This is a genomic window from Marinisporobacter balticus (genome assembly GCF_004345705.1).
GTDB classification, from domain to species: domain Bacteria; phylum Bacillota; class Clostridia; order Peptostreptococcales; family Thermotaleaceae; genus Marinisporobacter; species Marinisporobacter balticus.
This window is the reverse complement of record NZ_SLWV01000004.1, coordinates 47,105-71,758: the sequence shown is the minus strand read 5'-3', so window position 1 is coordinate 71,758 and position 24,654 is coordinate 47,105. Positions and strand designations below refer to the sequence as shown.

Below are 24,654 nucleotides of genomic sequence, written 5' to 3'. Positions count from 1 at the left end.
AACTAGGAGAATTACTTACTCTAAAATTTATTTCAAGGGGGAAATATAATGCCTATGCATGAAGATTACATGAAAGATTATGGTATGGACTGTGGCGAATATCCAATGTATCCACAAATGCCTGGTATGGGTGGCATGCCTACACCTTATCCAATGATGGGTATGCCTGGTATGCCTGGTATGCCTGGTATGCCTGGTATGGGTGGTATGCCTATGTGTCCTCAAATGCCTATGATGTGTGAAGAAGATCCGAAAGAGTTATGTTACATGGAACATATGCATCAATATATGGCTGCTATGTGTCAAGCAGAAGCTTGCAGAATGCGCGCTATGCAGTGTATGTGTAAGTAATAAATTTAAAAAAGGTTTCTCAATAAATCAAGAAACCTTTTTTTTATTAAAATAAGTCTCTTATTCTATCAATAAAATCTCTTACAGGTTTTCCGCTAGTTATATCTCTCGTGTAACCTCTTAATTTTTCTACACGATCTCTTTCTGTTGTAATGGATACTGTTTTTATGTTTGGCATTCTATCCTTAATCATATTTGCAACATTTGTTTGCATTGCTTTCGTATTCATATTTTTTGCTGCATCTGTTTCGATTCCTACATAAGCAGTAGTATTATCTACAACAACAACTGCATCTTTTACGCCTGATATTTTTTCAATTTCTCTCTCTAATACGAGATTATTTCCCAAATTATTTGGAGTATTATCATAAGTCAAATTCTGATCTTCATATCCGTCTGGAACGTTTTGATTATTATAGAGATCTTCTCTTGTTCCATTTAACCCATAATTATTACCTTCTCTTTGCGTAATTTGTTTATCATACATATCAATGTTTGTATCATTTGGATTATAATCATTTTGTCTTGGAACAGGTTTTTGTGCAGGTGCACATCCTATGGCTAAAAAAGATGCAAAGATTAAAAAAGTAACAACAATAGAAATTTGTTTTATTTTCTTTTTCAAAATAATTCTCCTTTCTTTATTTAGTTTACATTATTATTCTCTGTCATTTTTCTTAAATATATTGATTGAAACTTTAGCTAACATTTGTATTATTTCTCATTTTACAATCCCTATATTTCATAGCCACAAAGTGAAAAAGCAAGGGAATTCCCTTGCTTTTTATCTCTGATGATTGTGTTGTACCATGTCTACCGTTCCAAGTAAAATATGTGCCAATCCGAAACCTACAATTCCTGCAGCAATCATCGGTGCCACATCCTTTCTTTTCATGATTGCTCCTGTAACTGTAACAGCCGATCCTAAAGCTGCAGGTATTAATCCTTCACGAATCTCCATGAAAATCCCTCCTTCATTTTTTGGAACCCACTATTAGGTTGCTACCTTTTTTATCTTTATATCCGTTCCAAAAGATCTCAAATGTGGCAAAATAAAATTAAAAAAAGCTAGTATTCAAATTGACTTTTTCCTATTTTTGAGGTATTTTCTGTAACTTCATTTTTAGTGTTTTTTCTTCTTCATTTCTTAAAATTTTAATAGTTAAATCATCTTCTGGTCTATATTTATATAACGCTCTTATCAATTGTGTCATACTTGTGATTTCCTTATTATCTACACCAATAATAATATCCCCTGTTCTTAAATTGGCTTTTGCAGCTGGAGAATTTTTTGACACTTCTGCTACATATATCCCTTTATCAGCAGATAAATCAATCCCTGTATATCTTTCAAACACATTCACATCCATACCCTTAATCCCCATATAGACTTTTCTAAACTCTCCTTTTTCAATAAACTGATCTACAATAGGTTTTGCTATATTAATAGGTATTGCAAATCCTAATCCTTCTCCTGATTGAATTTTTGCTGTATTAATACCAATCACTTCGCCTTTTGCATTTAAAAGTGGCCCCCCACTGTTGCCTGGATTAATAGAAGCATCTGTTTGAATTAAATCTTCAATAGTCTCATTTTGATTAACTGCTACACTTCTTTCAAGTCCACTAACAATCCCTGATGTAACCGTTTTTTGGAACTCCATTCCTAAAGGATTTCCTATTGCAATGGCAACTTCCCCTACTTCTAAATTATCAGAGTTGCCTAAATCTGCTGGTATTACATTTACGCCGTCCACTTGAATAATTGCTAAATCTAGGGCTGGGTCATTCCAAAGTATTTTTGCATCTTTTTTCGTTCCATCATCAAACAGTACATTTAACTCTTCCACGTCTCCGTTATTTACCACATGTGCATTTGTCAGTATATATCCTCTCTTATCTACTATAACCCCTGTTCCTAATCCCTTAGACGTTTGCTTTCCAAAGAAAAAATCTGTCTGGATACTTTTAGTCGTAATACCTACAACAGACGGCATTGCTTTTTTAGCCACAGCAGATACTAAAAATTCTGTGTTTTGTGGTTTTACATTAATGATTTGTTTGATGTCTTGACCAAAATAATTCTTTGGATAAGGGATCAGTTTTCCAAAAACATAAACAGGCATGGCATAGCTTGATATGACACCACCCATCAAAGCGGAAATTAAAATAATAACAATAAGCGTTATATTTTTCATTCTTCTTTTTGGCTTTTTTTGTTGATTATTTTCTACATAATCACTACGTGGTATATCAATAATTGCTCTTTGTTCTGCTTCACTGATTTTCCTTTGTTCTTGTTGACTATATGGATCCTTTTCGTATTCCATAAAAATGGTCACCTCTTTCCTATTTAATAACTTTATTTTAAAAAAAGGTTATGAACAAAATATGAACAAATCATGAACAAAAAATTTATTTTATAAATAGTTAGCTTGGTTGGATAGGTGTTTTAAGCTTTCTCTTTGCAGAATCAATCGGTAATGAAAAAATAAAAGTTGTTCCTTTTCCTTTTTCACTTACTACTTTTATTTCTTCTTTATGCCGATCTATGATTTTTTTAACAATATAAAGACCTAAGCCTGTTCCCATCTTATTACGATCTCTAGATTTATCTACTTTATAAAATCGATCCCATATTTTATTTTGTTCTTCTTTATCTATCCCTATCCCATTGTCTTGAATTTCTACCCATATCTTGTCCTGTGCATATTCACTTTTTATTTGTAGTCTGCCACTCTCCTTCATAAACTTCATGGCATTTTCTAAAAGATTTATAAGTACCTGTTCGTAAGCGTCTTTATCTGCCCAAACGAATGTCCTATTTTCTGAGAGTTTAATATCTATTTGGATATTTTTTTTATCTATGTCTTCCTCATATTTCATTAGCGTCCTAACAATTAGCTCATTCATATCAAATGCTTGTGGATATATAGGGTATTGATCAGACTCCATTTTTTGTATATCCAATAGATTAGCAATTAATTTGGTCAGTCGTTTTGTTTCTCCTAGCATAATATTTAGATATTTGTCATTATCTTCTTCCTCTACCGTTCCATCTACCATTCCCTGTACAAATCCTTGAATCAAGGTCAACGGTGATCTAAGTTCATGGGCAACAGCTGATATAAAACTTCTTCTATTTTCTTCGATTTTTTCTAGTCTATCTGCCATATCATTAAAGGTTCTTGTTACTTTTCCTACCTCATCTTCTATATGTGTAGAAAATTGTACGCGCTGACTAAAGTCCCCTTGTGCTAATTTTCCTGCAACTTGACCCATTTCGCTAATGGGGGAAGATACCTTTTTCGAGACAATATACAATATAATGAAAGAGATAAAAAATGAAATACTCATCGCTGTCCATATAATTTTATGCACTTCTTTGATCGCCTTTGTAATACCATATAAAGGTGAATGCATAATAATCGCATTATCTACCTGTCCATTTATAAATATAGGCATCCCCACTGTTACCATAGGTGTTTTTCCTATTTCTTCGTAAATCCCCTTTTTGACAATAATGTTTCCTTCTAATACTTCTAACATATCCTTTGTTGTAATTTGTTTTCCAATCCATTTTTTCTCATCACTAGAAACCCCATAGATGATTCCGCTCTTATCTATTACCCATATTCTTGTATCCAAAAACCTTTCTACTGCCTGTAATTCTAAATTTAATCGTTCTCGACTAATATCTCTATTTAAGTAACCGATCACCAACTGGTTGATTTTCTCTCCTTCTTCAAGTAATACGCTCTCATGCCTACTAAAAAAATAATTCTCAAATAATTGGGAAAATAACAATCCCAAGATAAGAAAAGATACAAAAATAATTACAAAATAAATACTTAGTAGCTTTTTAAATACCGTGTTGAACATCTTTTTTCACCTCAAATTTATATCCCACACCCCAGACCGTCTTAATTGCGTATTGATCCTTTAAGGCTTCTAACTTTTCTCTCAACCTTTTTATATGCACATCTATCGTGCGGGTATCTCCGTCAAAATCAAATCCCCAAATATTTTCTATTAATTGATCTCTACTAAAAACTCTATTTTGATTCTTTGCTAGAAAATATAAAAGTTCCATTTCCTTCGGTGGAAGTGTATAGGTCTTATCTTGTATTTTCACAATATACAAATCCATATCTATAAGTAGATTTGGCATAATCATACTCCTTGTAGGTAAAGATTTTCCAGATGTTCTTCTTAATACTGCTTCTACCCTTGCCACAAGCTCTCTTGGCTCAAAAGGCTTTACAACATAATCATCTGCACCCAGCTTCAGTCCTAAAACCTTATCAAAGATATCGCCTTTTGCACTAATCATAATAATCGGTACATTGCTTATTTTTTTTAGTTCTCTGCAAACATCCCATCCATCCATTTTAGGAAGCATAATATCTAAAATTACAAGATCCGGTGTTTCTTCCTTGAAAGCTTCTATTGCACGAATGCCATCGTAAACACATATTACATGGTATCCTTCTTTTTTTATATAAAGTCCAATGAGTTCACAAATATTCACATCATCATCTACCACAAGGATTTTTCGATCCATCGTTTTCCCCTCCTCGTCCACTCATTTTCATTATAATATATATTTCGAAGTTCTTTATTTTTAAATTTTTTATCCCTTTTGAATCTATTCTTATTTGCATTGTATCAAATTATATTTATTTTTAAACCTAAAAAAGCGCAAAGTTTCTATCCTATCTAGAAACTTTTTTTATTTACGCTTATTCCAAAGCTTATTTTCATATGTTACACTTATAGTACAGCAATTAGTTTGTCTTTTGTCAAATCATTATTAATTTCATAGATACTTAAAAATTGATTTAAGGAGCTGATTTTATGCGTGAAAATTTTAAATTCAATCAAAACAGTAAATGTGAGTATTTCCCCTGTCATAAAGTAGCGGATCAAGAAAATTTTAATTGCTTATTTTGTTTCTGTCCATTATACATGTTAAAAGACAAGTGTGGTGGAAACTTCACTTATAACAATGGTGTAAAAGATTGCAGTGGTTGTACCATTCCTCACGGTAAAGGGGCTTATGACTATGTCATGTCCAAAATGAATGAAGTGATTCGCATAGGGAGTGAAAGAGAATAAGAAAAACAGGTAGATCCTTGTTATCTACCTGTTATCCATCTTTTTCATTGATCATATACGCATCTAATATTTCCATGATTTCATCCATACATTCATCTGCACTTTCCGAATCTAGTCTTAGTGACCATTCGTCATAATTGCAAGCAAGAATAATTGTAGCATTTGTTGTTTCTTTTAAATTTTGCGTATTTACAATAATAATTTTTTTATGTTTGGGGCTTGTATAAAATTTCTCAAAAACAGCATTTCCAAATCCCCGTTCTCCTTCTATTTCATGATATTCATAATGTATCAAATCTCCATCCATTTCCCCTATTAGAAGTTCTAACACTTCTTTAGCCCTTATAGATAAAGATATGATTCTAATACACATATTTAAACCTCCTTGACCTCTTTATTTTATCTATATTCAATAAATCAAAAAAATATCTATGAAATTTTAATCGTTTGGTATAATAATTGAGAAGGAGATTCACTTCTATAGCGTAAAGGGATTGATCTATTACATTAAAGACCCTCTAAAAATTTTGAGAGGGTATTTTTCATTACATTCGCGCTTTATAAAGTACTTCTGCTTCCTTTTCAATATAATCATTTCTTTTTTGTATCGTTTTATTAAAATATTGCTTCATCTTATCATCTTCTATTTCAATGATTTCTCTCATATTATCAAAGTTTCCCATCAACGCAAGACCCATTTCTAAATAAGCTTTTGCCATATCTAATTGACACCAATTGTATAGCATGTCATCATCTTCCTCATATTCATTGATAATTTTTTGATAAATATCTATCGATTGAAGATAATCTTTCATTCCTGCATATCCTACAACATCACCTAAATGCTTTAATGCCCAAAAATATATTTTTTTATTATCCTCAGCCTTTTCCATAATTCCTTTATAATGTTCTATGGCTTCAGAGATCATTCGATCACTTACCAATTGTTCCCCTTGTTTAAAAAGTTCATCCCAGTTCATGTTTATTCCTCCTCAAATCTATTTACATAATCTATTCTATTTATCATGCCAAAGTCCTTCTATTTCATTTTTGTCTTTTCCAGTTATTTCATGTCGTATTTTGTCGTATATAGTCTTGTAGTCCTATTGTTAGATACTATACCAACTTATATAATTGAACCAAGAATCAGGTGCAACAAAATCTCGATAATGGCAAAACTGGTGAAAACTAGTGACGCAAAGCTATAGGGGCTAATGTGTAACACTTACACAATGCCAGCCAGTTACCGAAGGACGATAGGCACTTTTTATTTGTAGCCCTATATCCCTGTCTTTCCTTTCGGTAAAGGCAGGGTTAATTTATATTATAGGGGGTGAACTTTCATTGAAGTTAATCAATCTGGATACTGGTAAAACTTTAGCAAAAAAAGTCCATATAGCCAACACTTTTTATAAAAGGCTAAAAGGTCTTATGTTTACAAAAAATTTACCTTCAGATTGTGGGCTTTACATACAACCCTGCCATGGTATTCACACCTTTTTCATGAATTACAATATTGATGTGTTACATCTAGATTCTGATAATCAAATTGTAGCAATGGAAGAAAATCTAGCGACTGGCCAAATAGGAAATGTCCATCCTCATACAGTAGCCGTTGTAGAACTTCCAGCTGGAAAAATTCGTACAACCCAAACAAAGGTTGGACATCAAATTCAATTTGAATAAAAGAATCTACAAAAAATTAAAAGGAGTGATACACATGTTAAAAAAATTAAAAGGTTTAATCGTTGAAGAACAAGGTCAAGGTATGACAGAATATGGTCTTATATTAGGCGCAATCGCCGTAGCAGTTATTGCAATTATCGCTTTATTTGGTCCTAGAATAACCGCAATGTTTACAGATACATTAGATTCAATTGATCCTCCTGCTGGTTCATAATAAAGTCAAGGGTATAGGATTCTAAAAAGAGGCCCTACATTTAATGTGTAGGGCCTTTTTAAATATAATCCCAGGAGGGGAGTGCTATGTGGTTCAATCTGATCTTAATCATTGTTTTAATCATTTGTGTTCTTACAGATATAAAGGAAAGAAGAATTTATAACAAAGTCATATTTCCTAGTCTTTTACTCGCTTTTTTATCCCATCTAAACTTAGGGGGATGGCAAAACTTATATACCTCTCTCATTGGTTTTGGGGTTGGTTTTGGTTTGCTTTTCATTCCTTATTTCTTAGGAGGAATAGGCGCAGGAGATGTAAAATTATTGGCTTTGATTGGTGCATTAAAAGGTCCTTCTTTTGTATTTTATACAAGTTTATATATGGCAATTGCAGGAGGTATCATTGCATTTATTCTCCTTTTTCTTCAAAAAAGACTCCATATCACCCTCCAAGGATTATTTTTTTATCTGTACAGCTTAAAGCACGGTATAAAAGTTCCTTCGTTTATAGACAATCATGATCTTTCTAATACCTATCCTTATGGCATCGCAATCGCAATAGGTGCTTTTGTAAGTTTGGTATTTGAAAGGGGGCTTTAACAAATGCTTAAAAACGAGCGTGGGCAATCTCTTGTGGAATTTGCATTAATTTTACCTATGCTACTCCTTTTAATCTGTGCCACCTTTGATTTTGGCAGGGTCATCTATACGTATATGCATCTCAATCTACTTACCCAAGAAGCCGTAAGATTAGGCAGTTTCGGGGAAACAGATGAAAACATTTCTGAGTTTACACGAAACAATTTACATGTTGGCGATGCTGATTTACTCCAAGTAGAAATCTCGCCCAGTCAATCCATGAGAAAATCAGGAGATTATGTGACCGTTACTTTAGAATACCCTGTTACATATGTTACCCCCTTTATTTCACTCATATTTCCATCTCCCTACGGAGTTATTACAGATTCTACCATTCGTATAGAATAAGGAGTGGTTAAATGATGCATAAAATAAAAAATTTCATGGATAATCAAAGTGGAAGTACGCTTATCCTTTTCTCTTTTCTATTGGTTGGATTACTTGGAATGATTGGACTCGTTATGGATGGAGGCACCTTATTTGTATCAAAAACCCATTTACAAAAAACAGCAAACGCAGCTGTCTTATCTGGCGGACAAGCGCTTTTTAGTGAAGAACAGACCGTCAATGATATTGTAACTAAAATTCTAAATGCACATAATGAAAATACAAGTCTCAATGCCCTAACCATTGAAATGGGTAATAAGATCACAGTAAATTTAAGGAAAGAAGTTCCTTTATCCTTTCTTCCACTGTTTGGTTTTAGTAAAGTACCTGTAGAGGCTACCGCAACATCTTTAGTAGTTCCAATGGGTAGTGGAAGAGGTGTTGCCCCTTTAGGCATTGATGAAGGGATTCCTTTAGTCTTTTATCAATCCTACAAATTAAAGGTAGATCAAACAGAAGTAAGCGCTGGTAATTTTGGTATTTTAGCTTTAGAAGGTCCAGGAGCTAAAACTTACGAAGATAATCTAAGAAGTGGTTATAGTGGAGAAATTCAAATAGGCGATATTATCGAAACACAAACAGGTAATATTGCAGGAAAAACAAGAACCGTCATTGATGAACGAATAAATGCATGTTCGTATCCAGGAGATATTGATCATAGCGATTGTTCTAGAATCTTGTTAGTTCCAATCTATCAACCCTATAATTATACTTCCAACCAATTAAAAGAAGTTAAGATTACTGGATTTGCCTATTTTTATATTCTAGAACCTATGCATATCAACGATACATCCATTACAGGGATGTTTATTAAAAGAGTAGGAACAGGCTTTGGAGATGAAAATAGTATAAATGGTGGCGCGTATACCATTAGACTAACAAAGTAGGTGAAAAAATGAAATCAAAATTCATATTATTACTAGCGATTATAATGGGACTCATTACAACTTTTTTATTCTATAACTATATGGAAAAACTAAATCAAGATAAAATATCTAATAGCAATATGACAAATATTCTAGTTGCTCAAAAAAACATTCGAAAAGATCAAAAAATCTCAAAAACAATGGTCACAACTTCACAAATTCTTAAAAAAAATGTACACCCTCAGTCAGTAAAAAGTTTTTCAGAAATAGAAGGCTCCTTTGCAACTTCTGATATTATAGCAGGAGAACCTATTTTAAAACATCGTCTTCAAAAAGAAGCACTCGAAAAAACATTTATCTCTAGAAAAATAAAAAAAGGGTATCGCGCTGTATCTGTTGGCGTGAATATTGTTCAGTCCGTTACAAATTTCATTGAACCTAACGATTTAGTAGATGTTGTATTTAGTGAAGAAATAGAAGCCAATGGGCAAAAATTTATAAAAACAGATCTTATATTACAACAAGTACGTGTTTTAGCTGTCGGTAGAAGAATGATTCCTTCACTGTCTGAAGACCCTTATGTGGAATATACTTCTGTCACCTTAGAATTAGCACAAAATGATGCAGTTTTATTAGTAAATGCGCAAGAAAGAGGAAACATACATTTCATGCTGCATAGTAAAATCATTCCTTAAAGGAGGTGTAAATCCATGATAAAAAATCCAAATAATCAAGGTCACGCTAGTAAAATGATTGTCATTTGCAGTGCAAAGGGAGGCATTGGCAGGACTGTACTCTCAGTCAACCTTGCCGTTGCTTTATCCAATAAAAAATATAAAACAACCCTTTTGGATGCCTGCTTTCAGTTTGGAAACATTCACTTGGTTATGGATTTACAACCTATGTTTACCATAAAAGATGCAGTAGAACAAATAGATACCCTAGATGAAAATCTTCTTACTTCTTATCTTAGCCATCATGAAAGCGGTGTATCGCTTTTATCTTCACCACATAAACCTGAATATGCTGATTTAATTACCATTCATGCCCTTGATCAAATATGTACTCTCTTACTGAAGGGTTCCGATTATCTAGTTGTAGATACAAATGCAGGACTTCCTGACCATAACTTATATTTTATGGAAAGAGCAGACCATATTCTCGTTATGACCGATTTAGAAATGACATCCCTAAAAAACACCAAATCTATACTAGCTGTACTAGATACTTTAGGTCTACGTGCAAAAGTAAAGATTGTTGTCAATCGTTCTACGATGAAAAGCCTACTACAGCCAAAAAATATTCCTCAAATTTTAGAAGAAACTTCTTTATTGTATATTCCAAATCATTTTGAGGTTGTATCAAAATCTATCAATATAGGGGTGCCTTTTATCACCTATTCTCGAAGAACGGATATCACCAAATCCATTTTTCACATTGCTGATCTGCTTTCGAAAGATTCATAAGGGAGGGATGAAAAATGAGTCTTCTACAAAGAATACAAAATAAAAATCAAGATACTGCTACCCCTTCTACCATAAGATCTTCCGTAGAAAATAGCGAAAAAAAAATCATTCCCAATAATCCTTTGTCAAGTTCACAAACTACAAATCATTCAAGTCTTACACAAAATAATCTCTCTGCTATTAATCATCAGAACGAAACATTTAAAAAGAAACTGCATAGCCAAATTCTAAAAGCAATCAAAAAAGATTCTATAGAAAATATCATTCATAGAATTGATGAGACCGTTGTTGAAATTATAAAAGAAGATGAATCCTTTTTAAATGTAGATAGAAAAAAAATAGTAAATGCATTAATCAACAATCTTACAGGATATGGTCCTATCAACCCCTTATTATTAGACCCTGACGTAAGTGAAGTTATGGTCAATGGTCCTTATCGCGTATATGCAGAAAGAAATGGTAAATTAGAACAAACCGATATAAAATTTGAAGATAACGAACATGTGATGCATATTATCGAAAAAATTGTTGCTCCTCTTGGTCGTAGAATAGATGAAAGCAGTCCTATGGTAGATGCTAGACTTCCTGATGGTTCTCGTGTAAATGCTATTATTCCTCCTTTGGCTTTAAATGGTCCTACCATCACCATTCGAAAATTTTCAAAAGATCCTTTTACAATAGAAAATTTAATTCATTTTAGTACCTTGACACGAGAAATGGCTGTATTTTTAGAAGCTTGTGTAAAAGCAAGATTAAATATCTTTATTAGTGGAGGAACAGGATCAGGAAAAACAACAACCTTAAATGTGCTTTCTTCCTTTATCCCAAATAATGAAAGAATTATTACGATAGAAGATGCAGCAGAACTCCAATTATTACAAGATCATGTCATATCACTAGAATCTCGTCCTCCTAATATTGAAGGGAAAGGAGCGATTACCATTCGCGATCTTGTTCGAAATTCCCTTCGTATGCGCCCTGAAAGAATTGTTGTTGGAGAAGTTCGGGGAGGAGAAGCACTCGATATGTTACAGGCTATGAACACAGGTCACGACGGCTCATTGGCTACGGGACATTCTAACAGCCCAAGAGATATGATCGCCCGTTTAGAAACCATGGTTTTAATGGCTGGAATGGAACTACCTATAAAAGCTATAAGAGAACAGATTGGTAGTGCCATACACTTAATCGTTCAACAATCACGTTTAAAAGACGGCTCAAGAAAAATCACACATATTACAGAGGTTCAAGGCCTTGAGGGAGATGTTATTGTCCTTCAAGATATCTTTGTATTCAAGCAAAAGGGTCTCAATGCAAATGGGAAGATTGTAGGCAATTTATCCCCCACAGGTATTCGTCCTAAATTTTATGAACAATTAATTGACAGTGGCATTCACATCCCCACTGCAGTATTTATGGGAGAGGAGGATTGGGGTATATGAAATGGTTAATACTGCTTCTCTTTCTCCTATCCGCTTTTCTTTTTTTTACACTTATGCTAAACCGATTGTTTTTTTCTCACAGAAGATTTGAAAAGAGAGTTCAATCTTATTTGTTGGAGAATAATGAAAATGTTTTAGAAAAGAAGCGCTTTAATCTATTGGTACAAATACAAATGGCAAATAAAAAAATCAGAAAACAACTGCCTTCCATAAAATCTACTGAAAAATTAGAAAATATCTTAAATAAAGCTGGAATTGCCCTAAAGCCTGAAGAATTCATTATATTTCGATGGATGAGTACAATTTTTATGGGAAGTTTATTGTATATTTTTTCAAAAAATATTTTATTTTTTTCTATCGGTAGTCTTTTGGGGTATATTTTTCCAAAGCTATTGATAAAAAATAAAATAAAGAGACGTATTTTAAAATTTAACGAAGGGCTTCCTGATATGATTACCCTCATTGTAGGTTCTTTAAGAGCAGGTTTTAGTTTCCCTCAATCTTTAAAATCTGTTGCAGAAGAATCTGATTCTCCTATAAAAGATGAAATCAGCGTTGTATTAAAAGAAATGCAATATGGTGCAAATTTAGAAGAAACGCTACATCACCTACAAGAAAGAATGCCTAGTAGTGATTTAGAATTAATGATTCAAGCAATATTGATTCAGCGTCAAGTAGGTGGAAATCTAGCTACTGTATTAGACATTATTGTACAGACCATTCGTGATCGCAACACCATTCAAAGGCAAGTTATGACCCTCACTGCACAAGGAAAATTATCGGGTATGATTATAGGCTTTCTTCCAATCATACTTAGTTTTGTAATTTATTTTATTAATCCTGATTACATAACTATTCTATTTACCCATAAGATTGGATTGTTTATGGTCAGTATTGGTATATTCTCAGCAATTATTGGTTTTATCCTTATACAAAAAATCACAACAATCGAGGTGTAAAGGATGATCTATATTACTTTTTTCTTTACGATTACCCTACTCATGCTTCTATTTTTTTCTATTATCTGTAAAAATAACAAACCGAAACCAATTTCTTTAGATAAACATATACAAAACGAGAAAAAAATTTCCTTTATCCAAAGAATTTTGTATCCAAGTTTTAAAAATTACAAACGAAGTATACGAAAGAAATTTTCAGGAGAAAAGCATAATAAATTGGAAATAAAAATTCTTCAAGCAGGCAGTCCTTTTGACATGACTCCTGTTGATTTTCGATTAATTCAAATTATATCTATGTTTTTATTTCCTATATTATTTGGAATTTATGGTACCCTATTGGATCTTTCCTTTCAATGGATGGTTTTATTGATTCTATTTGGACTAATGGTTGGAAATTTTTTCCCTGTTTTTTATTTGTCGAAAAGAGCAAATCAACGTATCACACATGCATTAAAAGAATTACCTGACATTGTCGATCTTCTTACTGTTAGCCTAGAAGCAGGATTAGGATTTGATTTAGCCCTTCACAAATTAATCTCTAGAAATAATGGTATCGTCGCTAGTGAATTTCATCGCGCCCTAGAAGAAATTCGCTTAGGCAAACCGCGACGCGAAGCATTAAAAGAAATTACTGAAAGACTAGTTTTAGATGAAATGAATACTTTTATCAGCAGTATTCTACAAGCTGAAAAATTAGGCATCAGCATGGTACATATCCTTCGCATTCAATCTACTGAAATACGCAATAAAAGAAAACAAAGAGCAGAAGAACAGGCAATGAAAGCACCTATTAAAATGCTCTTTCCCCTCGTATTCTTCATTTTTCCTAGTTTATTTATCGTGCTCCTTGGTCCCGCAGTCATTCAATTTATCAATACATTAAAATAATAACCTAAAATAGTGTATAAATAGCTACTGAATCCATTCGGTAGCTTATTATACAATTACATTCATTTCTCTTGATGCTGACTGCATATTACTTGCACAAAAAGGACATATTGGCGTTTCTGAAAAGCTAAATTCTTTTTGCATCCATCCAACGCATTGTGTGCATTTCCATATTTCTACATTCTTTACTTCATAAATCTTTTCTTCCAGTTCTTTTTTTTTGTTAAAAAACATAATATTACTCCCCTCCATATGTATGCTAAAAATATGAATTTATTATGTCCATAAAGCAAGAAATGCTATACAGGAAATTTTTTCAACACGTTTCCCTATAGCATTTCACAAATATATTTTTATCCAGCAATCAACAGTTTAAATATCCATAATAAAATATTTTTTAGAAAATATTTACAAATTTCTATTTTTGTAGTATCATATATATAGTAGATAAAAAGAGAATTTGTTTGATTATGCACTATATTTAGTGCCATATATTTTAAAGGAAAGAGATGAGAATATGGTAGAATCAAAAGAGATTAGCACGAAAATAGAAAATTTAAGAGGATATTTGTATCAATTAATCGGACAAAATACAAGTCTCATTGAAAAAGAAGTCGTAATGGTCAGTCAAGAACTAGATAAAATATTAAATGAATATAATGTTATTATTAATAAAAAGATAGCATAAAAGCTATCTTTTTTTTCGCTCTTTTTCATTCAACTACATATGCATATGCTTTAACTATTTTACTTCAAACTCACAAGACACCACTGCTGTAATTTCTTTCTCTAGCGAACTTGTATCATTAATACCATAGTCAGATATTTCATTAGAATATAGTGGTGTTATTTGAAATACACCTACTCTAGCCGAATACAATCTGCCTACTGAATTTCCTGTTGTCTCAAGCATTTTTTCTGCTCTTACTTTCGCATCTTTTGTAGCCAATACAATCATATCTATTTTTAAATCTGAAAGCTTTGTGTAAAAATATTGTGGTGGATTTGATTGAAATTCTACCCCTTCATTTATAAGATCCGTAACACTACGTGAAATACTTGTAATTTTATCTACATCATTAGACCTTATTTCAACATTTTGATAAAGCTTATAGCTTTCAATTTCATTTGTATAATTCCCATTCGGTAAAACGCGATTGTATGTCATTGTATTAATAGAAGATAATATAAGGTCTTCCTCTTTCATCCCTTTATTGACTAAATAAGCTTTTACTTTGTTTGAGCTTTCTTTTAATCTTGTATACGCATCCGATAAGTCAGTAGATTGTATACTAAACGATCCATTCCATACCACAAAATCTGATTTTATCTCCTTTTTTGCTGAACCTTTGACTTCTAAAGTATTCTGTGCACCTTTTGCTTTTACAATGCCATTTGTAACAACCATAGAAGATCCAACCATTCCTACTACTAAAATGAACGCCACCAAAACCCAAGTAACATTTTTGATATTCTTTTCCATTTAGCTTTCCCCTTTCTTTTTTATCTAATATAAAGATATCATATTTCAATATCCAAATGTTTACAAAATTATTACAAATACATTATACTAATTTTGGATTTTGATTGTTTCTATAGTAAATCTTATTTTCCATATTTTTTCGTACTTTAAAGAGTTTATATAGAAATAGGTACAATAATAATCACTTTTTCTATATACTAATGAGATTTTTTGCAGGAAAATCGCAATTAATGTAGAATTTATTAAGTAATACCGCAAACATTTTTTTCTGTTATTTTACATTTTTCGACATTTTCCCAATACAAGGAGGTTTCTCATGAAAACAAAAGGTATGTTTCGCAGGATCATGATATTGGTCACATTTTCTCTAAGTCTAGCAATTTTTACTACATCTTTTATTGCAATCAAAGTATCTACGAATACTTTATCCCAACAAATGGAACAAGCTGGAGATGAAACAGCTAGACTCATTTTATCTCAAATAAAAGTAACCAATCGTATGAATCAAGATGTCGATAATATATTAAATAATTATTTATATGATATTGCTGCTATAATAGACACGCAAACAGATTTTAGTAATAAAATTCTTGTAGATTTGGCAGAAAAAACAAATTTGGCAGAAATTAATATTATTGATGAGAATGGAAAAATCATTTTTTCAAATCTATCTGCAAATATAGACTATATATATGGAGAAAACCATCCCATGCAACAAGTTTTTAAAGGAAATACAGATAAATTTGCTGAACCCTCTATCCGAAAAAGCGAAGTAGATGGACGTTTTTACAAATATGGAGGATTCAAACTGCAAAAGGTCTATACGCAAATTGGTCTTTTAGCAGATACTGTAGCAAATATGAAACAATCTATGGGCTTACAAGATTATTTAGAAAAAATTGTAACCTCTGATAGTATTGTCTATGCATCTATCTTAAATGAAAATTATGAAGCAATTGCTCATAGTAATGTTGAAGAAATTGGAAAATCCTTTGATGATGAAAAATTGCAAATAGCTATCAAATCTGGAAAAAACTATTCATCCATTATCGATAGTGCAGATTATCCATTCAAAATATATACGGTTAGTATTCCTCTAACAAATGCTAAAAATGAAATTTCAGGTGCTATACAAGTAGGGTTATCCATGGAGCAATTGCAAATAGCAGGCAGTCATTTGCTTAAGTTTTCTGCATTTGCATCAATCATTATACTTGCTATTATTGCGCTATTTGTATATTTATTCGTAAAAGTTTCTATTACCAATCCAATTCAAAAATTATTAATTCTAATTGATAAAACAGCAAACTTTGACTTAGTAGATGATGATTCTTTAAAAGACTTGCTAAAAAACAAAGATGAAACTGCAATCATGGCAAAATCACTAGATCATATGCGAAAAGTCTTAAGAGAAATTGTAAATAATATAAAAGGGGTATCCAATGAAATCTCTAATGACGCTACGGCTCTATCTCAAGGAATGCATCAAACTGTTCTGTCTATTGAAGGTGTAGCCTCGGCTACTGATGAAGTGGCTCAAGGAGCTACTGAGCAGAGCAAAAACATGCAAGTAGGCATTGAAAAATTAAATAGTCTTGGTGAAAAAATAAATATTGTCGTAAATCATTCTGAACAAATCAATGAAAATATTCAAAGGGTTATCACTGTAAATCAAGAGGGTAATGCATCTATCAAAGAACTTAAAAATACCTTTAAAGAAAATAATGTAATTACACAAAAAGTTGCATCTCAAATAGCCATTCTCGATGCAAAATCAAATTCTATTGGTGCAATCAGCAATACCATTGCATCTATTGCAGAGCAGACCAATCTTTTAGCATTAAATGCAGCCATCGAAGCCGCACGGGCAGGAGAGGCAGGAAGAGGCTTTGCTGTAGTTGCAGACGAAATCCTAAAATTAGCAGAACAAGTTACTTCAAACGCGAAAGAGATAGACATCACAATCAATGACATGGAAAAAGAAGTAAGTAATACAAAAATACAAATAAGTACTTCAAGTACAATGGTAGATAAAAGTAATCAAGAACTAAAAAACACAGAAGAAAGTTTCAAACAAATTCATAAAGCTATTGAAGATACTGTTGATAAAGTAAAACTATTAATCGTAAATATTGAGGAAGTTCATGAGGATAAAAATCATGTAACATCATCTATTGAAGAGATATCAGCTATTACACAACAATCCACTGCTTCCGCTCAAGAAGTTGCAGCCTCTATAGAAGAACAGACTGCAATGATTGACGACATCTCTAGCAAGGCAGATGATTTACAGACCATATCAGAAAAATTAAAAAAAATTATAAATCAATTTCATATATAAATAAGAATCCTCTCTTGCATGGATACAAGAGAGGATTTCTTATTAAAACTTATTTTTCATGTACCCGATAAAACACTTTGGCATATTATGAATATATAAGCATATAACCAAAATCATCTATTTTGCTCAAGATTCATTTTTTGTATGGAAGGAGGGCTCAATCTATGGGACCTATCCGTAATGATAACTGCTTTACAGACAATCTTTTGTTTTTCTTTTTATTATTGATCATCCTATTAAAAGACACCCCTTATTGTTATGAAAATCCTAGCGTTTTTCTTTTGTTTTTTCTCAATTTGGTAGCGCTCTTTGGTGTATTTTATATATAAACCCTTTAAATATAAATAACCGCCTCTTGGATACAGTCCATAGGCGGTTATTTATATACATCAAATACTAAATCGTCTAGCCAAATTGTAGATTTTCTATTATACATCATGATTTTTATCCCATCAATTTCTTCAATATTTTCATCAATATTTATTAACTCCCAGTTATTTGCGTTACGCGGCTTATATGTCATTGATTTTGTAAAACGTATATTTTCATTTTTATATCCTTCTATTTTTATGTCTATATCCTCTATAGCATCAGCCATCACCCACATAGATATGAAAGTATGTTTATCTAGATTTAGATCCTTTATAGAAAGACTATTGGCAGTTTTTAGATTATTTATAAACTTTATGGCATACTCTCCACTTCTATATATCTCATAATCCTTTATCATGGTTTCTTTATTTTCATATAAAATAGTAAAATGTTTAAGACTTTCATAAGAATGCGTATCTATATCAGCTATCTCCTGTTTTCCTTCTGTGATATTCACTTTTTTTACATATTCCTTACTCCACTGTTCCTTTTGATCTGCTACCTTCAACACAATATCATATTCCCCTGGTTCATAAAAATCTACAATTAAATCTTTTGCATAGGAAATCTGCCGAATTTCATTTTCTTTCTTAACTTCCCAAACAACCTTTTTAATCGTATTATCCTTTCCATATGCTTCGCTTTCGTTAATGAATTGCCATTGATCCTTTATCTGTATTTTTTTGAAAGATGCAGTAGGCATCTTATTAGATGCTTGTTTCTGAATAATGAACAAATTATTTTTATTTTGTAGCATATTCACACATGCAAAAGAAATAGCCCCAAAAACCACTGCACCAATCATGATCTTAGATACTTGCTTTCTCCAACTTTGCTTATTCTTATTTTTTCCTCTACTCATTGATTCATTCATTCTATTCTCATCATATAAATATAAATTTTTAAAATCATCATGAATCTGTTTTAAATTTTTATACGCTTTTGGATTGTTCTCTAGTTCATGAATAAACTGCAGTATTGATGTGGGCACATGTTCTTCAGAATCTCCATCGAACATAGGATAGAAAATTATTTTTTTTACTACTGTACTGATTTTTTTTATGATGGGATCAAGATGATCTACCCTTGTAGCAGTTTCTCCAATAATAATCAATTCATTCAATGCTAATTTCCCTTTTTCTATAACAATTTGAGATTCATTTATTAAAATATTTTTTATAGAATGCTCTAAGTCATCATATCTTTTAATATTTTTAAAATACTGGAATACCATGCTCAATCTTCTATCTATCGTTGGTTTTTCTTTTTCAAGATAATCCTGTAGGGATACTCCTTTTTCCATTTTTGTAACCACAACAAATTTCCCATCTAATCTTTCTGAATACATTAGGTTGATCAATGCTTTTCTTAATTTCGCTTTAGGGTTTCTTCCTAGATTTTTTATATTATGCAATATATTGATAATAACAAGATCATTTGGATTCTCTTTGGTCGATCCAATTAAAATATTTTGATGTACATTGGTCTCCAATGTTTGAAGAATATTAAATTTTCCAATATATGAATTGCTCATTGGCATGACCTTCCTTATGTACATACTTTTGCATTACATGATTAAAATATAAACCCCTTATAAATGATTTTTGTAAAAGTTTCACTCATATTAATATTTTACCATATTCGACAATAATATTAAATCATCTTCCTTACCTATATATACTTTATATATTTTAAAAAATTTTTCTGCAATTCTGTTCCAATTTTTTATTATTCATTAAAGTAAAAATAAGGATGCTTAGCACCCTTATTTTTCATGTTTTTTCATTAATATACTTGCAACAAAAGCTGTCAATGGAATGGTTAAGACTAAACCAATGCTTCCTGCTAGAGAACGAATCACTTCCGTTGCAATAATATCTAGATTCAATATCTTAATGATTGATGTTTCATAAGCCATAAATATGAGTAGTAGTGGAATTGAACTTCCTGTATAGGCAAGAATTAAAGTATTAGTCATGGTTCCCATAACATCTTTTCCTACATTCATTCCTGCTGAAAACAATTCTTTCCTTGTCAATGCTTTATTTGCATTATCAATTTCTTCCATAGCCGAAGAAATAGACATCCCAATATCCATTACTGCTCCTAAAGCACCCATAATAATGCCAGAAAATAAGATACTTTTCAAATCAAAAGTAACGCCTTGTGGAATAAACATTAGCATATTTGCTTCTTCACTACTAAGACCTGTTAGTTTTACTTGACTCCCAATGAAATAAGCAATTAGCCCTGCAATAATCACACCACCACTGGTTCCAATAATCGCTGCAATACTTTTCCCATTAATCCCTCCAATAAGAAACATTGTTAGGATTGTAATAGATACCGATATTGCAATCGTAATAGGAATTGGATTAAAACCTTTTAAAATCATAGGCAGTAGAATTTTTAATATAGCAAACATCGTAAAGCTAAGGCTTATCACAGCCTTTATCCCCTTTGTCCTTCCAATGATAATAATCAATAGTACAAACACAATATATAAATAGATCACATAGTTTTGTCGCATATAATCCGATACAGCCACTTCCACATTTCCATCTAAAAGTTCTTCAATCACAACAACAACCTTATCCCCTTTTTTAACCTTTATATTATATGCATAGTTATCTGATAAATGATGCTTTATTTCAAAAATTTTGTCTTTATATTTTCCACTCGTAGCCTTTAGCTTTATATTTTGGAATTTTTCTACATATCCTTCGTATTCTTCAGTCTCTTCCACTTCGCTTGCTTCTAAAATCAATGCTGTTTCTGTATAACTAGGTATTTCTTCTTCATAATCACTTAAAAAATCTTCTGTCTCTCCATAAACATTTAAAGAGCTTATACCTATTAATAAGATGATCAACAATAGTGTTTTCTTCATACTTTTCCTCCAATGTAATTATTTTTCAACCCTAGTATATCATTTTAAAATTTTCTTGCAAATAAAAAAACCTGTGAAAAAAATCTCCTCAGGTTTTTAAATACTATCTATCTAATTTCGCTGTATTACAACTACAATTACTTTTTTTATTATTGGATCCGGCATGTGGACAACCAATACATTTGACACCTTTTTGCTTTTCACAAATAACCTTCGCAATAGATAAGCCAATAATTGATACGATCACCACTCCAACAATTATATTTGTCATGATTTTCTCCTATGCACTCATTTTTAACTTCTGCTGTGCTTTATTGTTCCCTTTTATCACGAGGTGAACAACATATCCAACCATTACTGCAACAGCAATAAATCCAGTAATGAAACCAGTACCTAAAGAACCTGTTGTTATTAACGTACCAATTTGGTAAGTTAGGAATGCTACAACATAACCCATTCCGAACTGGAATGAAATACCGCCCCAAAGCCATTTTCTATCTTCCATTTCCGCGTTCATTGCACCAATAGCTGCAAAACACGGAGGTGTAAACAAGTTAAACATAAGGTACGCTAACGCCGCCACTGAAGTTAACCCCATAACACTTGCAACATCTGCCCCACCTGATACTAATGCCAATTCTTCAGTATCAATGAAGTTCGTAATCGAATAAACTACAGCCAAAGTGCCAACAACATTCTCTTTTGCAATGAAACCAGTAATAGCCGCTGCCGCCAACTGCCACACACCAAATCCTAATGGAATCAATAGAATAGCAAATGGTGATGCAATACTAGCCAAGATACTTGTACTTTCTGCGCCTTCAGCAACAACTTGGAATTGCCAGTTGAATGTTTGCATAACTTGCACTGCTGCGTTGCAAAGAAGTATAATCGTACCAGCTTTAATAATGAATGCTTTTCCTCTAGAAAGCATTGAAATTGTAGCCCTTTTGATGCTTGGGAATCTATATTCTGGCAACTCCATAATGAAGAATGATCTTGCATTTTTCTCACCAGTGATTCTTACTACGATCAACGCACCAAGAATAATGATGGCGATACCCATAAAGTACATTGTTGTACCAACCCATGCTGCATCGTCAAAGAACGTACCAGCGAATAATGCAATAACCGGTAACTTTGCACCACAAGGCATGAACGGAGTCAACATTGCAGTGGTTCTTCTCTGTCTTTCATTCTTTATAGTTCTAGTTGCCATAATTCCAGGGATCGCACAACCAGTACCGATAACCATAGGAATAATTGATTTACCTGATAAACCCACACGCTTGAAGAAACGGTCCATTACTACAGCAACACGCGCCATGTAACCACAATCTTCAAGTAACGCCAATAAGAAGAATAATACCATGATAAGAGGTAAGAATCCAACTACAGCACCAACCCCACCAATAATACCGTCTAGTAGCAGTGAGCTAAGGATTGGCGATACACCTTCGCCAAGCATACCTTCCGTCCATGCATATAGACCGTCAATCCAGCCAGCAAATGTATCTGCTAACAATGGCCCTAGATGTGTTTGGGAAATGGAGAATACAGCCCACATAACTGCTGCAAAGATTGGAATTCCAAACCATTTATGCGCCAATATTCTATCAGCAGCATCTTGCTTTGTTTGATGGTTACTGCTTACCTTACGATCTTCAACGTTCGAAACAATGCTATTAACAAACTCATAACGCTTTTTATCAGAAGCTTCCACCGCTTTAGCGTTTGCAAAATCAATACGCTTACTATCGTATGGCGCTGTTTGACTTTTCCCTTTAACTTCTACAGCTTTGGAAATTAACGCTTCTAAACCATTGTCGCTTACTTTCGTTGATATGGTTTTGATAACTGGACAGCCTAAAGCTTTGCTTAATGCTTTTACATTAATTGCTGTTTTCTTTTTCTCATTCAAGTCACTCTTGTTAAGTGCTACAACTACTGGAATGCCTAATTCCATAAGTTGTGTTGTGAAGAATAAACTTCTGCTTAAGTTTGTTGCATCAACAATATTGATGATTACATCTGGATTTTCGTTTTTAACGAAATCACGAGTAATTGATTCCTCCGATGTAAATGGTGACATAGAATATGCACCTGGAAGGTCAACTGCCGTAATCTCTATACCTGTCTTGTTCAAATTCTTTTTGATATCCCCTTCTTTTTTCTCAATGGTAACACCCGCCCAATTACCAACATGTTCAATCTTCCCTGTTATGGCGTTGAACATTGTTGTTTTACCACTGTTGGGATTCCCTGTTAGTGCTATTTTCATAATTCCCCTCCTAAATCTTATTTCGTCAGCATCGCTAACTTAAAATAAGTGTAAATTAATAATTTATTATATATGAAATCAAACATCAAAGTTGACTAAAATTAAGTTTATGGCCAATTGAAAAGCTATATCTCTATAGCTTCCAATAAAAATTATACAATGATAGCTTTTGCTAACTCCCAGTCAATACTGTATCTTGCATCTTTTACAGATATAACATAGTTTTCAGCCAATACGGATATTACTGTCACCGTTTCACCTTCGTAACAGCCTAACGTAAATAGGAAACTCTTTAGCTCATTATCATTGGTTTCAATCTCTCTTATTGTATATTCTACATCCACTTTTGCCTCAGATAAGTTTTTCACCGAATCCCCACCTGAATCTTCAAATTCATAAGTTCCAGTCATCACTTCACTTACTAAAATACTAGCCATATATATACCTCCTAATACATATAATTTTAATGAAAATCTTTTTCATTTATCTCAACATCTTACATGATCATAATTATCATTTTCAAATACATTGTATATTATTTGATAATATTTGTCAACAGTTTTATCATTTTTTACAAAGTCCGTAGAATCTTATATTTCGTCTAATTATAGTAGACTCTTTACCTTTTATCTATACGTACTCAATATAGAGCTGAACAATTTATTTCGATCAACAAATAAAAATTAGGCAGAAAATGATTATTCCATTCTCCTTCTAATCTTTTTGATATTGTGAAAATTTCTCTATGTACAACACCTATTACAATGTTTACAAGCATCTAGTTTCATTGCTAAATCACTACCTGCTCTTTTAGAAAATATACAAGGAACCTCCATGCTTCTAGATTCTTTTTTAATAATGTTTGCTAAGTTATGTTCAATAAAATCATATAGCACAATGATCATATCAATATTCGTAGGGATTGTCTTGTTGCGCATTCCTTTTTTTCTACCCACCCAATGAATATAATCATCAATCCCTTTGTCGTTTAACACTTGTGGTATATTTCCTAGCCGATCTCCGCCAACAATTAATGCTGTCATTCAGATCCCTCCTATTGTTATTGATATTGATTATCATTATTATATAGTGGAAACAATTATTTGTCAATATAAATTCTTAAAGTCCATGCACACTTAATTTCTATCATCAAAACATCTATTCTCCATATAGGTACTGTTTCCAATTTTATTCATTATAGACTTTTCTAAAAATTGTTTTTGAAAACGATATAATGCTTTCTAAAGGATTCGGTAGTATAATAAAAAGGAA

The 24,654-nt window shown here is 32.3% G+C and carries 29 protein-coding genes and 1 riboswitch; of the genes, 14 read left to right on the top strand and 15 right to left on the bottom strand.

All coding sequences use genetic code 11. The annotated features are described in order from the left end of the window. The first annotated feature begins 48 nt into the window (after positions 1–48). Positions 49–351, top strand: coding sequence for a hypothetical protein (locus EV214_RS18930; protein ID WP_207669623.1), 303 nt, complete (start codon positions 49–51; stop codon positions 349–351). A 46-nt stretch (positions 352–397) separates the two neighbouring features. On the opposite strand, the gene EV214_RS04635 is transcribed toward EV214_RS18930, so the two are convergent. The 5 genes from EV214_RS04635 to EV214_RS04615 form a co-directional block, all read right to left on the bottom strand. Further along, positions 398–976 carry a YhcN/YlaJ family sporulation lipoprotein gene (locus tag EV214_RS04635; RefSeq protein ID WP_165916236.1) on the bottom strand — a complete coding sequence of 193 codons (579 nt, stop codon included), beginning with the start codon at positions 974–976 and terminating at the stop codon, positions 398–400. Between the two features lie 159 nt (positions 977–1,135). Continuing rightward, positions 1,136–1,312: an asparagine synthase gene (locus tag EV214_RS04630; RefSeq protein ID WP_132243199.1), complete on the bottom strand. Its 177-nt coding sequence runs from the start codon at positions 1,310–1,312 to the stop codon at positions 1,136–1,138. 130 nt (positions 1,313–1,442) lie between these two features. Then, positions 1,443–2,681, bottom strand: coding sequence for a serine protease HtrA (gene htrA / locus EV214_RS04625; protein ID WP_132243197.1), 1,239 nt, complete (start codon positions 2,679–2,681; stop codon positions 1,443–1,445). Positions 2,682–2,781: 100 nt separating this feature from the next. Then, complete coding sequence (locus EV214_RS04620; RefSeq protein WP_132243195.1) at positions 2,782–4,233, bottom strand: sensor histidine kinase; 1,452 nt, start codon at positions 4,231–4,233, stop codon at positions 2,782–2,784. Continuing rightward, positions 4,214–4,915 carry a response regulator transcription factor gene (locus tag EV214_RS04615; RefSeq protein ID WP_132243193.1) on the bottom strand — a complete coding sequence of 234 codons (702 nt, stop codon included), beginning with the start codon at positions 4,913–4,915 and terminating at the stop codon, positions 4,214–4,216. Before EV214_RS04615 ends, EV214_RS04620 begins: the two co-directional genes overlap by 20 nt. Positions 4,916–5,208: 293 nt before the next feature. On the opposite strand from EV214_RS04615, the gene EV214_RS04610 reads away from it, so the two are divergent. Further along, a complete protein-coding gene (locus tag EV214_RS04610; RefSeq protein WP_132243191.1) occupies positions 5,209–5,469 on the top strand; it encodes a cysteine-rich small domain-containing protein in 261 nt (86 codons plus the stop codon). Between the two features lie 31 nt (positions 5,470–5,500). On the opposite strand, the gene EV214_RS04605 is transcribed toward EV214_RS04610, so the two are convergent. Beyond that, a complete protein-coding gene (locus EV214_RS04605; RefSeq protein WP_132243189.1) occupies positions 5,501–5,842 on the bottom strand; it encodes a hypothetical protein in 342 nt (113 codons plus the stop codon). A gap of 172 nt (positions 5,843–6,014) precedes the next feature. Further along, positions 6,015–6,449 carry a hypothetical protein gene (locus EV214_RS04600; protein ID WP_132243187.1) on the bottom strand — a complete coding sequence of 145 codons (435 nt, stop codon included), beginning with the start codon at positions 6,447–6,449 and terminating at the stop codon, positions 6,015–6,017. Positions 6,450–6,630: 181 nt separating this feature from the next. Beyond that, a riboswitch (cyclic di-GMP riboswitch) is annotated at positions 6,631–6,720 on the top strand. A 93-nt stretch (positions 6,721–6,813) separates the two neighbouring features. Here EV214_RS04600 and EV214_RS04595 point away from each other — a divergent pair. From EV214_RS04595 to EV214_RS04550, 10 genes are all read left to right on the top strand, one after another. Beyond that, a complete protein-coding gene (locus EV214_RS04595) occupies positions 6,814–7,155 on the top strand; it encodes a DUF192 domain-containing protein (RefSeq protein WP_132243185.1) in 342 nt (113 codons plus the stop codon). Positions 7,156–7,189: 34 nt separating this feature from the next. Then, the gene (locus EV214_RS04590) at positions 7,190–7,369 is read left to right on the top strand and encodes a Flp family type IVb pilin (RefSeq protein WP_132243183.1); all 180 of its coding nucleotides are present in this window, start codon (positions 7,190–7,192) and stop codon (positions 7,367–7,369) included. An 86-nt stretch (positions 7,370–7,455) separates the two neighbouring features. Next, positions 7,456–7,968, top strand: a complete 513-nt coding sequence (locus EV214_RS04585; protein WP_132243181.1) for an A24 family peptidase — start codon at positions 7,456–7,458, stop codon at positions 7,966–7,968. A 3-nt stretch (positions 7,969–7,971) separates the two neighbouring features. Further along, the gene (locus tag EV214_RS04580; protein WP_132243179.1) at positions 7,972–8,355 is read left to right on the top strand and encodes a TadE/TadG family type IV pilus assembly protein; all 384 of its coding nucleotides are present in this window, start codon (positions 7,972–7,974) and stop codon (positions 8,353–8,355) included. Between the two features lie 14 nt (positions 8,356–8,369). After that, positions 8,370–9,281 (top strand): TadE/TadG family type IV pilus assembly protein, encoded by a 912-nt coding sequence (locus EV214_RS04575; RefSeq protein WP_132243177.1) that lies wholly within the window; start codon positions 8,370–8,372, stop codon positions 9,279–9,281. Between the two features lie 8 nt (positions 9,282–9,289). Continuing rightward, complete coding sequence (gene cpaB, locus EV214_RS04570; protein WP_132243175.1) at positions 9,290–9,955, top strand: Flp pilus assembly protein CpaB; 666 nt, start codon at positions 9,290–9,292, stop codon at positions 9,953–9,955. Between the two features lie 15 nt (positions 9,956–9,970). Further along, positions 9,971–10,726 carry an AAA family ATPase gene (locus tag EV214_RS04565; protein WP_132243173.1) on the top strand — a complete coding sequence of 252 codons (756 nt, stop codon included), beginning with the start codon at positions 9,971–9,973 and terminating at the stop codon, positions 10,724–10,726. A gap of 14 nt (positions 10,727–10,740) precedes the next feature. After that, positions 10,741–12,168: a CpaF family protein gene (locus tag EV214_RS04560; protein WP_132243171.1), complete on the top strand. Its 1,428-nt coding sequence runs from the start codon at positions 10,741–10,743 to the stop codon at positions 12,166–12,168. After that, a complete protein-coding gene (locus EV214_RS04555; RefSeq protein ID WP_132243169.1) occupies positions 12,165–13,127 on the top strand; it encodes a type II secretion system F family protein in 963 nt (320 codons plus the stop codon). The genes EV214_RS04560 and EV214_RS04555 overlap by 4 nt, the downstream gene beginning before the upstream one ends. Positions 13,128–13,343: 216 nt before the next feature. After that, a complete protein-coding gene (locus tag EV214_RS04550) occupies positions 13,344–14,015 on the top strand; it encodes a type II secretion system F family protein (RefSeq protein WP_207669622.1) in 672 nt (223 codons plus the stop codon). 48 nt (positions 14,016–14,063) lie between these two features. On the opposite strand, the gene EV214_RS04545 is transcribed toward EV214_RS04550, so the two are convergent. Next, positions 14,064–14,249, bottom strand: coding sequence for a cold-inducible protein YdjO-related protein (locus tag EV214_RS04545; protein WP_165916235.1), 186 nt, complete (start codon positions 14,247–14,249; stop codon positions 14,064–14,066). Positions 14,250–14,532: 283 nt separating this feature from the next. Between EV214_RS04545 and EV214_RS04540 the strand changes: the two genes are divergently transcribed. Beyond that, on the top strand, positions 14,533–14,703 hold the full coding sequence (locus tag EV214_RS04540; protein WP_132243448.1) for an aspartyl-phosphate phosphatase Spo0E family protein: 171 nt from the start codon (positions 14,533–14,535) through the stop codon (positions 14,701–14,703). A gap of 54 nt (positions 14,704–14,757) precedes the next feature. Here the strand turns inward: EV214_RS04540 and EV214_RS04535 are convergent, their stop codons facing one another. Beyond that, a complete protein-coding gene (locus EV214_RS04535) occupies positions 14,758–15,498 on the bottom strand; it encodes an SIMPL domain-containing protein (RefSeq protein WP_132243163.1) in 741 nt (246 codons plus the stop codon). A gap of 316 nt (positions 15,499–15,814) precedes the next feature. Here EV214_RS04535 and EV214_RS04530 point away from each other — a divergent pair, with 316 nt between their 5' ends. Then, positions 15,815–17,839, top strand: a complete 2,025-nt coding sequence (locus tag EV214_RS04530) for a methyl-accepting chemotaxis protein (RefSeq protein WP_132243161.1) — start codon at positions 15,815–15,817, stop codon at positions 17,837–17,839. A 376-nt stretch (positions 17,840–18,215) separates the two neighbouring features. Here the strand turns inward: EV214_RS04530 and EV214_RS04525 are convergent, their stop codons facing one another. The 6 genes from EV214_RS04525 to EV214_RS04505 form a co-directional block, all read right to left on the bottom strand. Continuing rightward, complete coding sequence (locus EV214_RS04525; protein ID WP_132243159.1) at positions 18,216–19,745, bottom strand: hypothetical protein; 1,530 nt, start codon at positions 19,743–19,745, stop codon at positions 18,216–18,218. A 231-nt stretch (positions 19,746–19,976) separates the two neighbouring features. Beyond that, a complete protein-coding gene (locus EV214_RS04520; protein WP_132243157.1) occupies positions 19,977–21,101 on the bottom strand; it encodes a YibE/F family protein in 1,125 nt (374 codons plus the stop codon). 103 nt (positions 21,102–21,204) lie between these two features. Beyond that, positions 21,205–21,372 carry a hypothetical protein gene (locus tag EV214_RS18660; protein WP_165916234.1) on the bottom strand — a complete coding sequence of 56 codons (168 nt, stop codon included), beginning with the start codon at positions 21,370–21,372 and terminating at the stop codon, positions 21,205–21,207. Positions 21,373–21,381: 9 nt separating this feature from the next. Beyond that, the gene (gene feoB / locus EV214_RS04515; protein ID WP_132243155.1) at positions 21,382–23,382 is read right to left on the bottom strand and encodes a ferrous iron transport protein B; all 2,001 of its coding nucleotides are present in this window, start codon (positions 23,380–23,382) and stop codon (positions 21,382–21,384) included. A gap of 152 nt (positions 23,383–23,534) precedes the next feature. Further along, complete coding sequence (locus EV214_RS04510; protein ID WP_330571253.1) at positions 23,535–23,819, bottom strand: FeoA family protein; 285 nt, start codon at positions 23,817–23,819, stop codon at positions 23,535–23,537. A 306-nt stretch (positions 23,820–24,125) separates the two neighbouring features. Beyond that, entirely contained in the window at positions 24,126–24,425 is a 300-nt protein-coding gene (locus EV214_RS04505) for a DUF2325 domain-containing protein (RefSeq protein WP_132243153.1), read from the bottom strand. Positions 24,426–24,654: the final 229 nt, after the last annotated feature.

What these genes read in the sequence shown, in the direction of transcription:
- EV214_RS18930 (WP_207669623.1), top strand. Translation starts at nt 49, where the DNA reads ATGCCTATGCATGAAGATTACATGAAAGATTATGGTATGGACTGTGGC.
- EV214_RS04630 (WP_132243199.1), bottom strand. Translation starts at nt 1,312, where the DNA reads ATGGAGATTCGTGAAGGATTAATACCTGCAGCTTTAGGATCGGCTGTT.
- htrA (WP_132243197.1), bottom strand. Translation starts at nt 2,681, where the DNA reads ATGGAATACGAAAAGGATCCATATAGTCAACAAGAACAAAGGAAAATC.
- EV214_RS04620 (WP_132243195.1), bottom strand. Translation starts at nt 4,233, where the DNA reads ATGTTCAACACGGTATTTAAAAAGCTACTAAGTATTTATTTTGTAATT.
- EV214_RS04615 (WP_132243193.1), bottom strand. Translation starts at nt 4,915, where the DNA reads ATGGATCGAAAAATCCTTGTGGTAGATGATGATGTGAATATTTGTGAA.
- EV214_RS04610 (WP_132243191.1), top strand. Translation starts at nt 5,209, where the DNA reads ATGCGTGAAAATTTTAAATTCAATCAAAACAGTAAATGTGAGTATTTC.
- EV214_RS04605 (WP_132243189.1), bottom strand. Translation starts at nt 5,842, where the DNA reads ATGTGTATTAGAATCATATCTTTATCTATAAGGGCTAAAGAAGTGTTA.
- EV214_RS04600 (WP_132243187.1), bottom strand. Translation starts at nt 6,449, where the DNA reads ATGAACTGGGATGAACTTTTTAAACAAGGGGAACAATTGGTAAGTGAT.
- EV214_RS04590 (WP_132243183.1), top strand. Translation starts at nt 7,190, where the DNA reads ATGTTAAAAAAATTAAAAGGTTTAATCGTTGAAGAACAAGGTCAAGGT.
- EV214_RS04585 (WP_132243181.1), top strand. Translation starts at nt 7,456, where the DNA reads ATGTGGTTCAATCTGATCTTAATCATTGTTTTAATCATTTGTGTTCTT.
- EV214_RS04580 (WP_132243179.1), top strand. Translation starts at nt 7,972, where the DNA reads ATGCTTAAAAACGAGCGTGGGCAATCTCTTGTGGAATTTGCATTAATT.
- EV214_RS04575 (WP_132243177.1), top strand. Translation starts at nt 8,370, where the DNA reads ATGCATAAAATAAAAAATTTCATGGATAATCAAAGTGGAAGTACGCTT.
- cpaB (WP_132243175.1), top strand. Translation starts at nt 9,290, where the DNA reads ATGAAATCAAAATTCATATTATTACTAGCGATTATAATGGGACTCATT.
- EV214_RS04565 (WP_132243173.1), top strand. Translation starts at nt 9,971, where the DNA reads ATGATAAAAAATCCAAATAATCAAGGTCACGCTAGTAAAATGATTGTC.
- EV214_RS04560 (WP_132243171.1), top strand. Translation starts at nt 10,741, where the DNA reads ATGAGTCTTCTACAAAGAATACAAAATAAAAATCAAGATACTGCTACC.
- EV214_RS04555 (WP_132243169.1), top strand. Translation starts at nt 12,165, where the DNA reads ATGAAATGGTTAATACTGCTTCTCTTTCTCCTATCCGCTTTTCTTTTT.
- EV214_RS04545 (WP_165916235.1), bottom strand. Translation starts at nt 14,249, where the DNA reads ATGTTTTTTAACAAAAAAAAAGAACTGGAAGAAAAGATTTATGAAGTA.
- EV214_RS04540 (WP_132243448.1), top strand. Translation starts at nt 14,533, where the DNA reads ATGGTAGAATCAAAAGAGATTAGCACGAAAATAGAAAATTTAAGAGGA.
- EV214_RS04535 (WP_132243163.1), bottom strand. Translation starts at nt 15,498, where the DNA reads ATGGAAAAGAATATCAAAAATGTTACTTGGGTTTTGGTGGCGTTCATT.
- EV214_RS04530 (WP_132243161.1), top strand. Translation starts at nt 15,815, where the DNA reads ATGAAAACAAAAGGTATGTTTCGCAGGATCATGATATTGGTCACATTT.
- EV214_RS04525 (WP_132243159.1), bottom strand. Translation starts at nt 19,745, where the DNA reads ATGAGCAATTCATATATTGGAAAATTTAATATTCTTCAAACATTGGAG.
- EV214_RS04520 (WP_132243157.1), bottom strand. Translation starts at nt 21,101, where the DNA reads ATGAAGAAAACACTATTGTTGATCATCTTATTAATAGGTATAAGCTCT.
- EV214_RS18660 (WP_165916234.1), bottom strand. Translation starts at nt 21,372, where the DNA reads ATGACAAATATAATTGTTGGAGTGGTGATCGTATCAATTATTGGCTTA.
- feoB (WP_132243155.1), bottom strand. Translation starts at nt 23,382, where the DNA reads ATGAAAATAGCACTAACAGGGAATCCCAACAGTGGTAAAACAACAATG.
- EV214_RS04510 (WP_330571253.1), bottom strand. Translation starts at nt 23,819, where the DNA reads ATGGCTAGTATTTTAGTAAGTGAAGTGATGACTGGAACTTATGAATTT.
- EV214_RS04505 (WP_132243153.1), bottom strand. Translation starts at nt 24,425, where the DNA reads ATGACAGCATTAATTGTTGGCGGAGATCGGCTAGGAAATATACCACAA.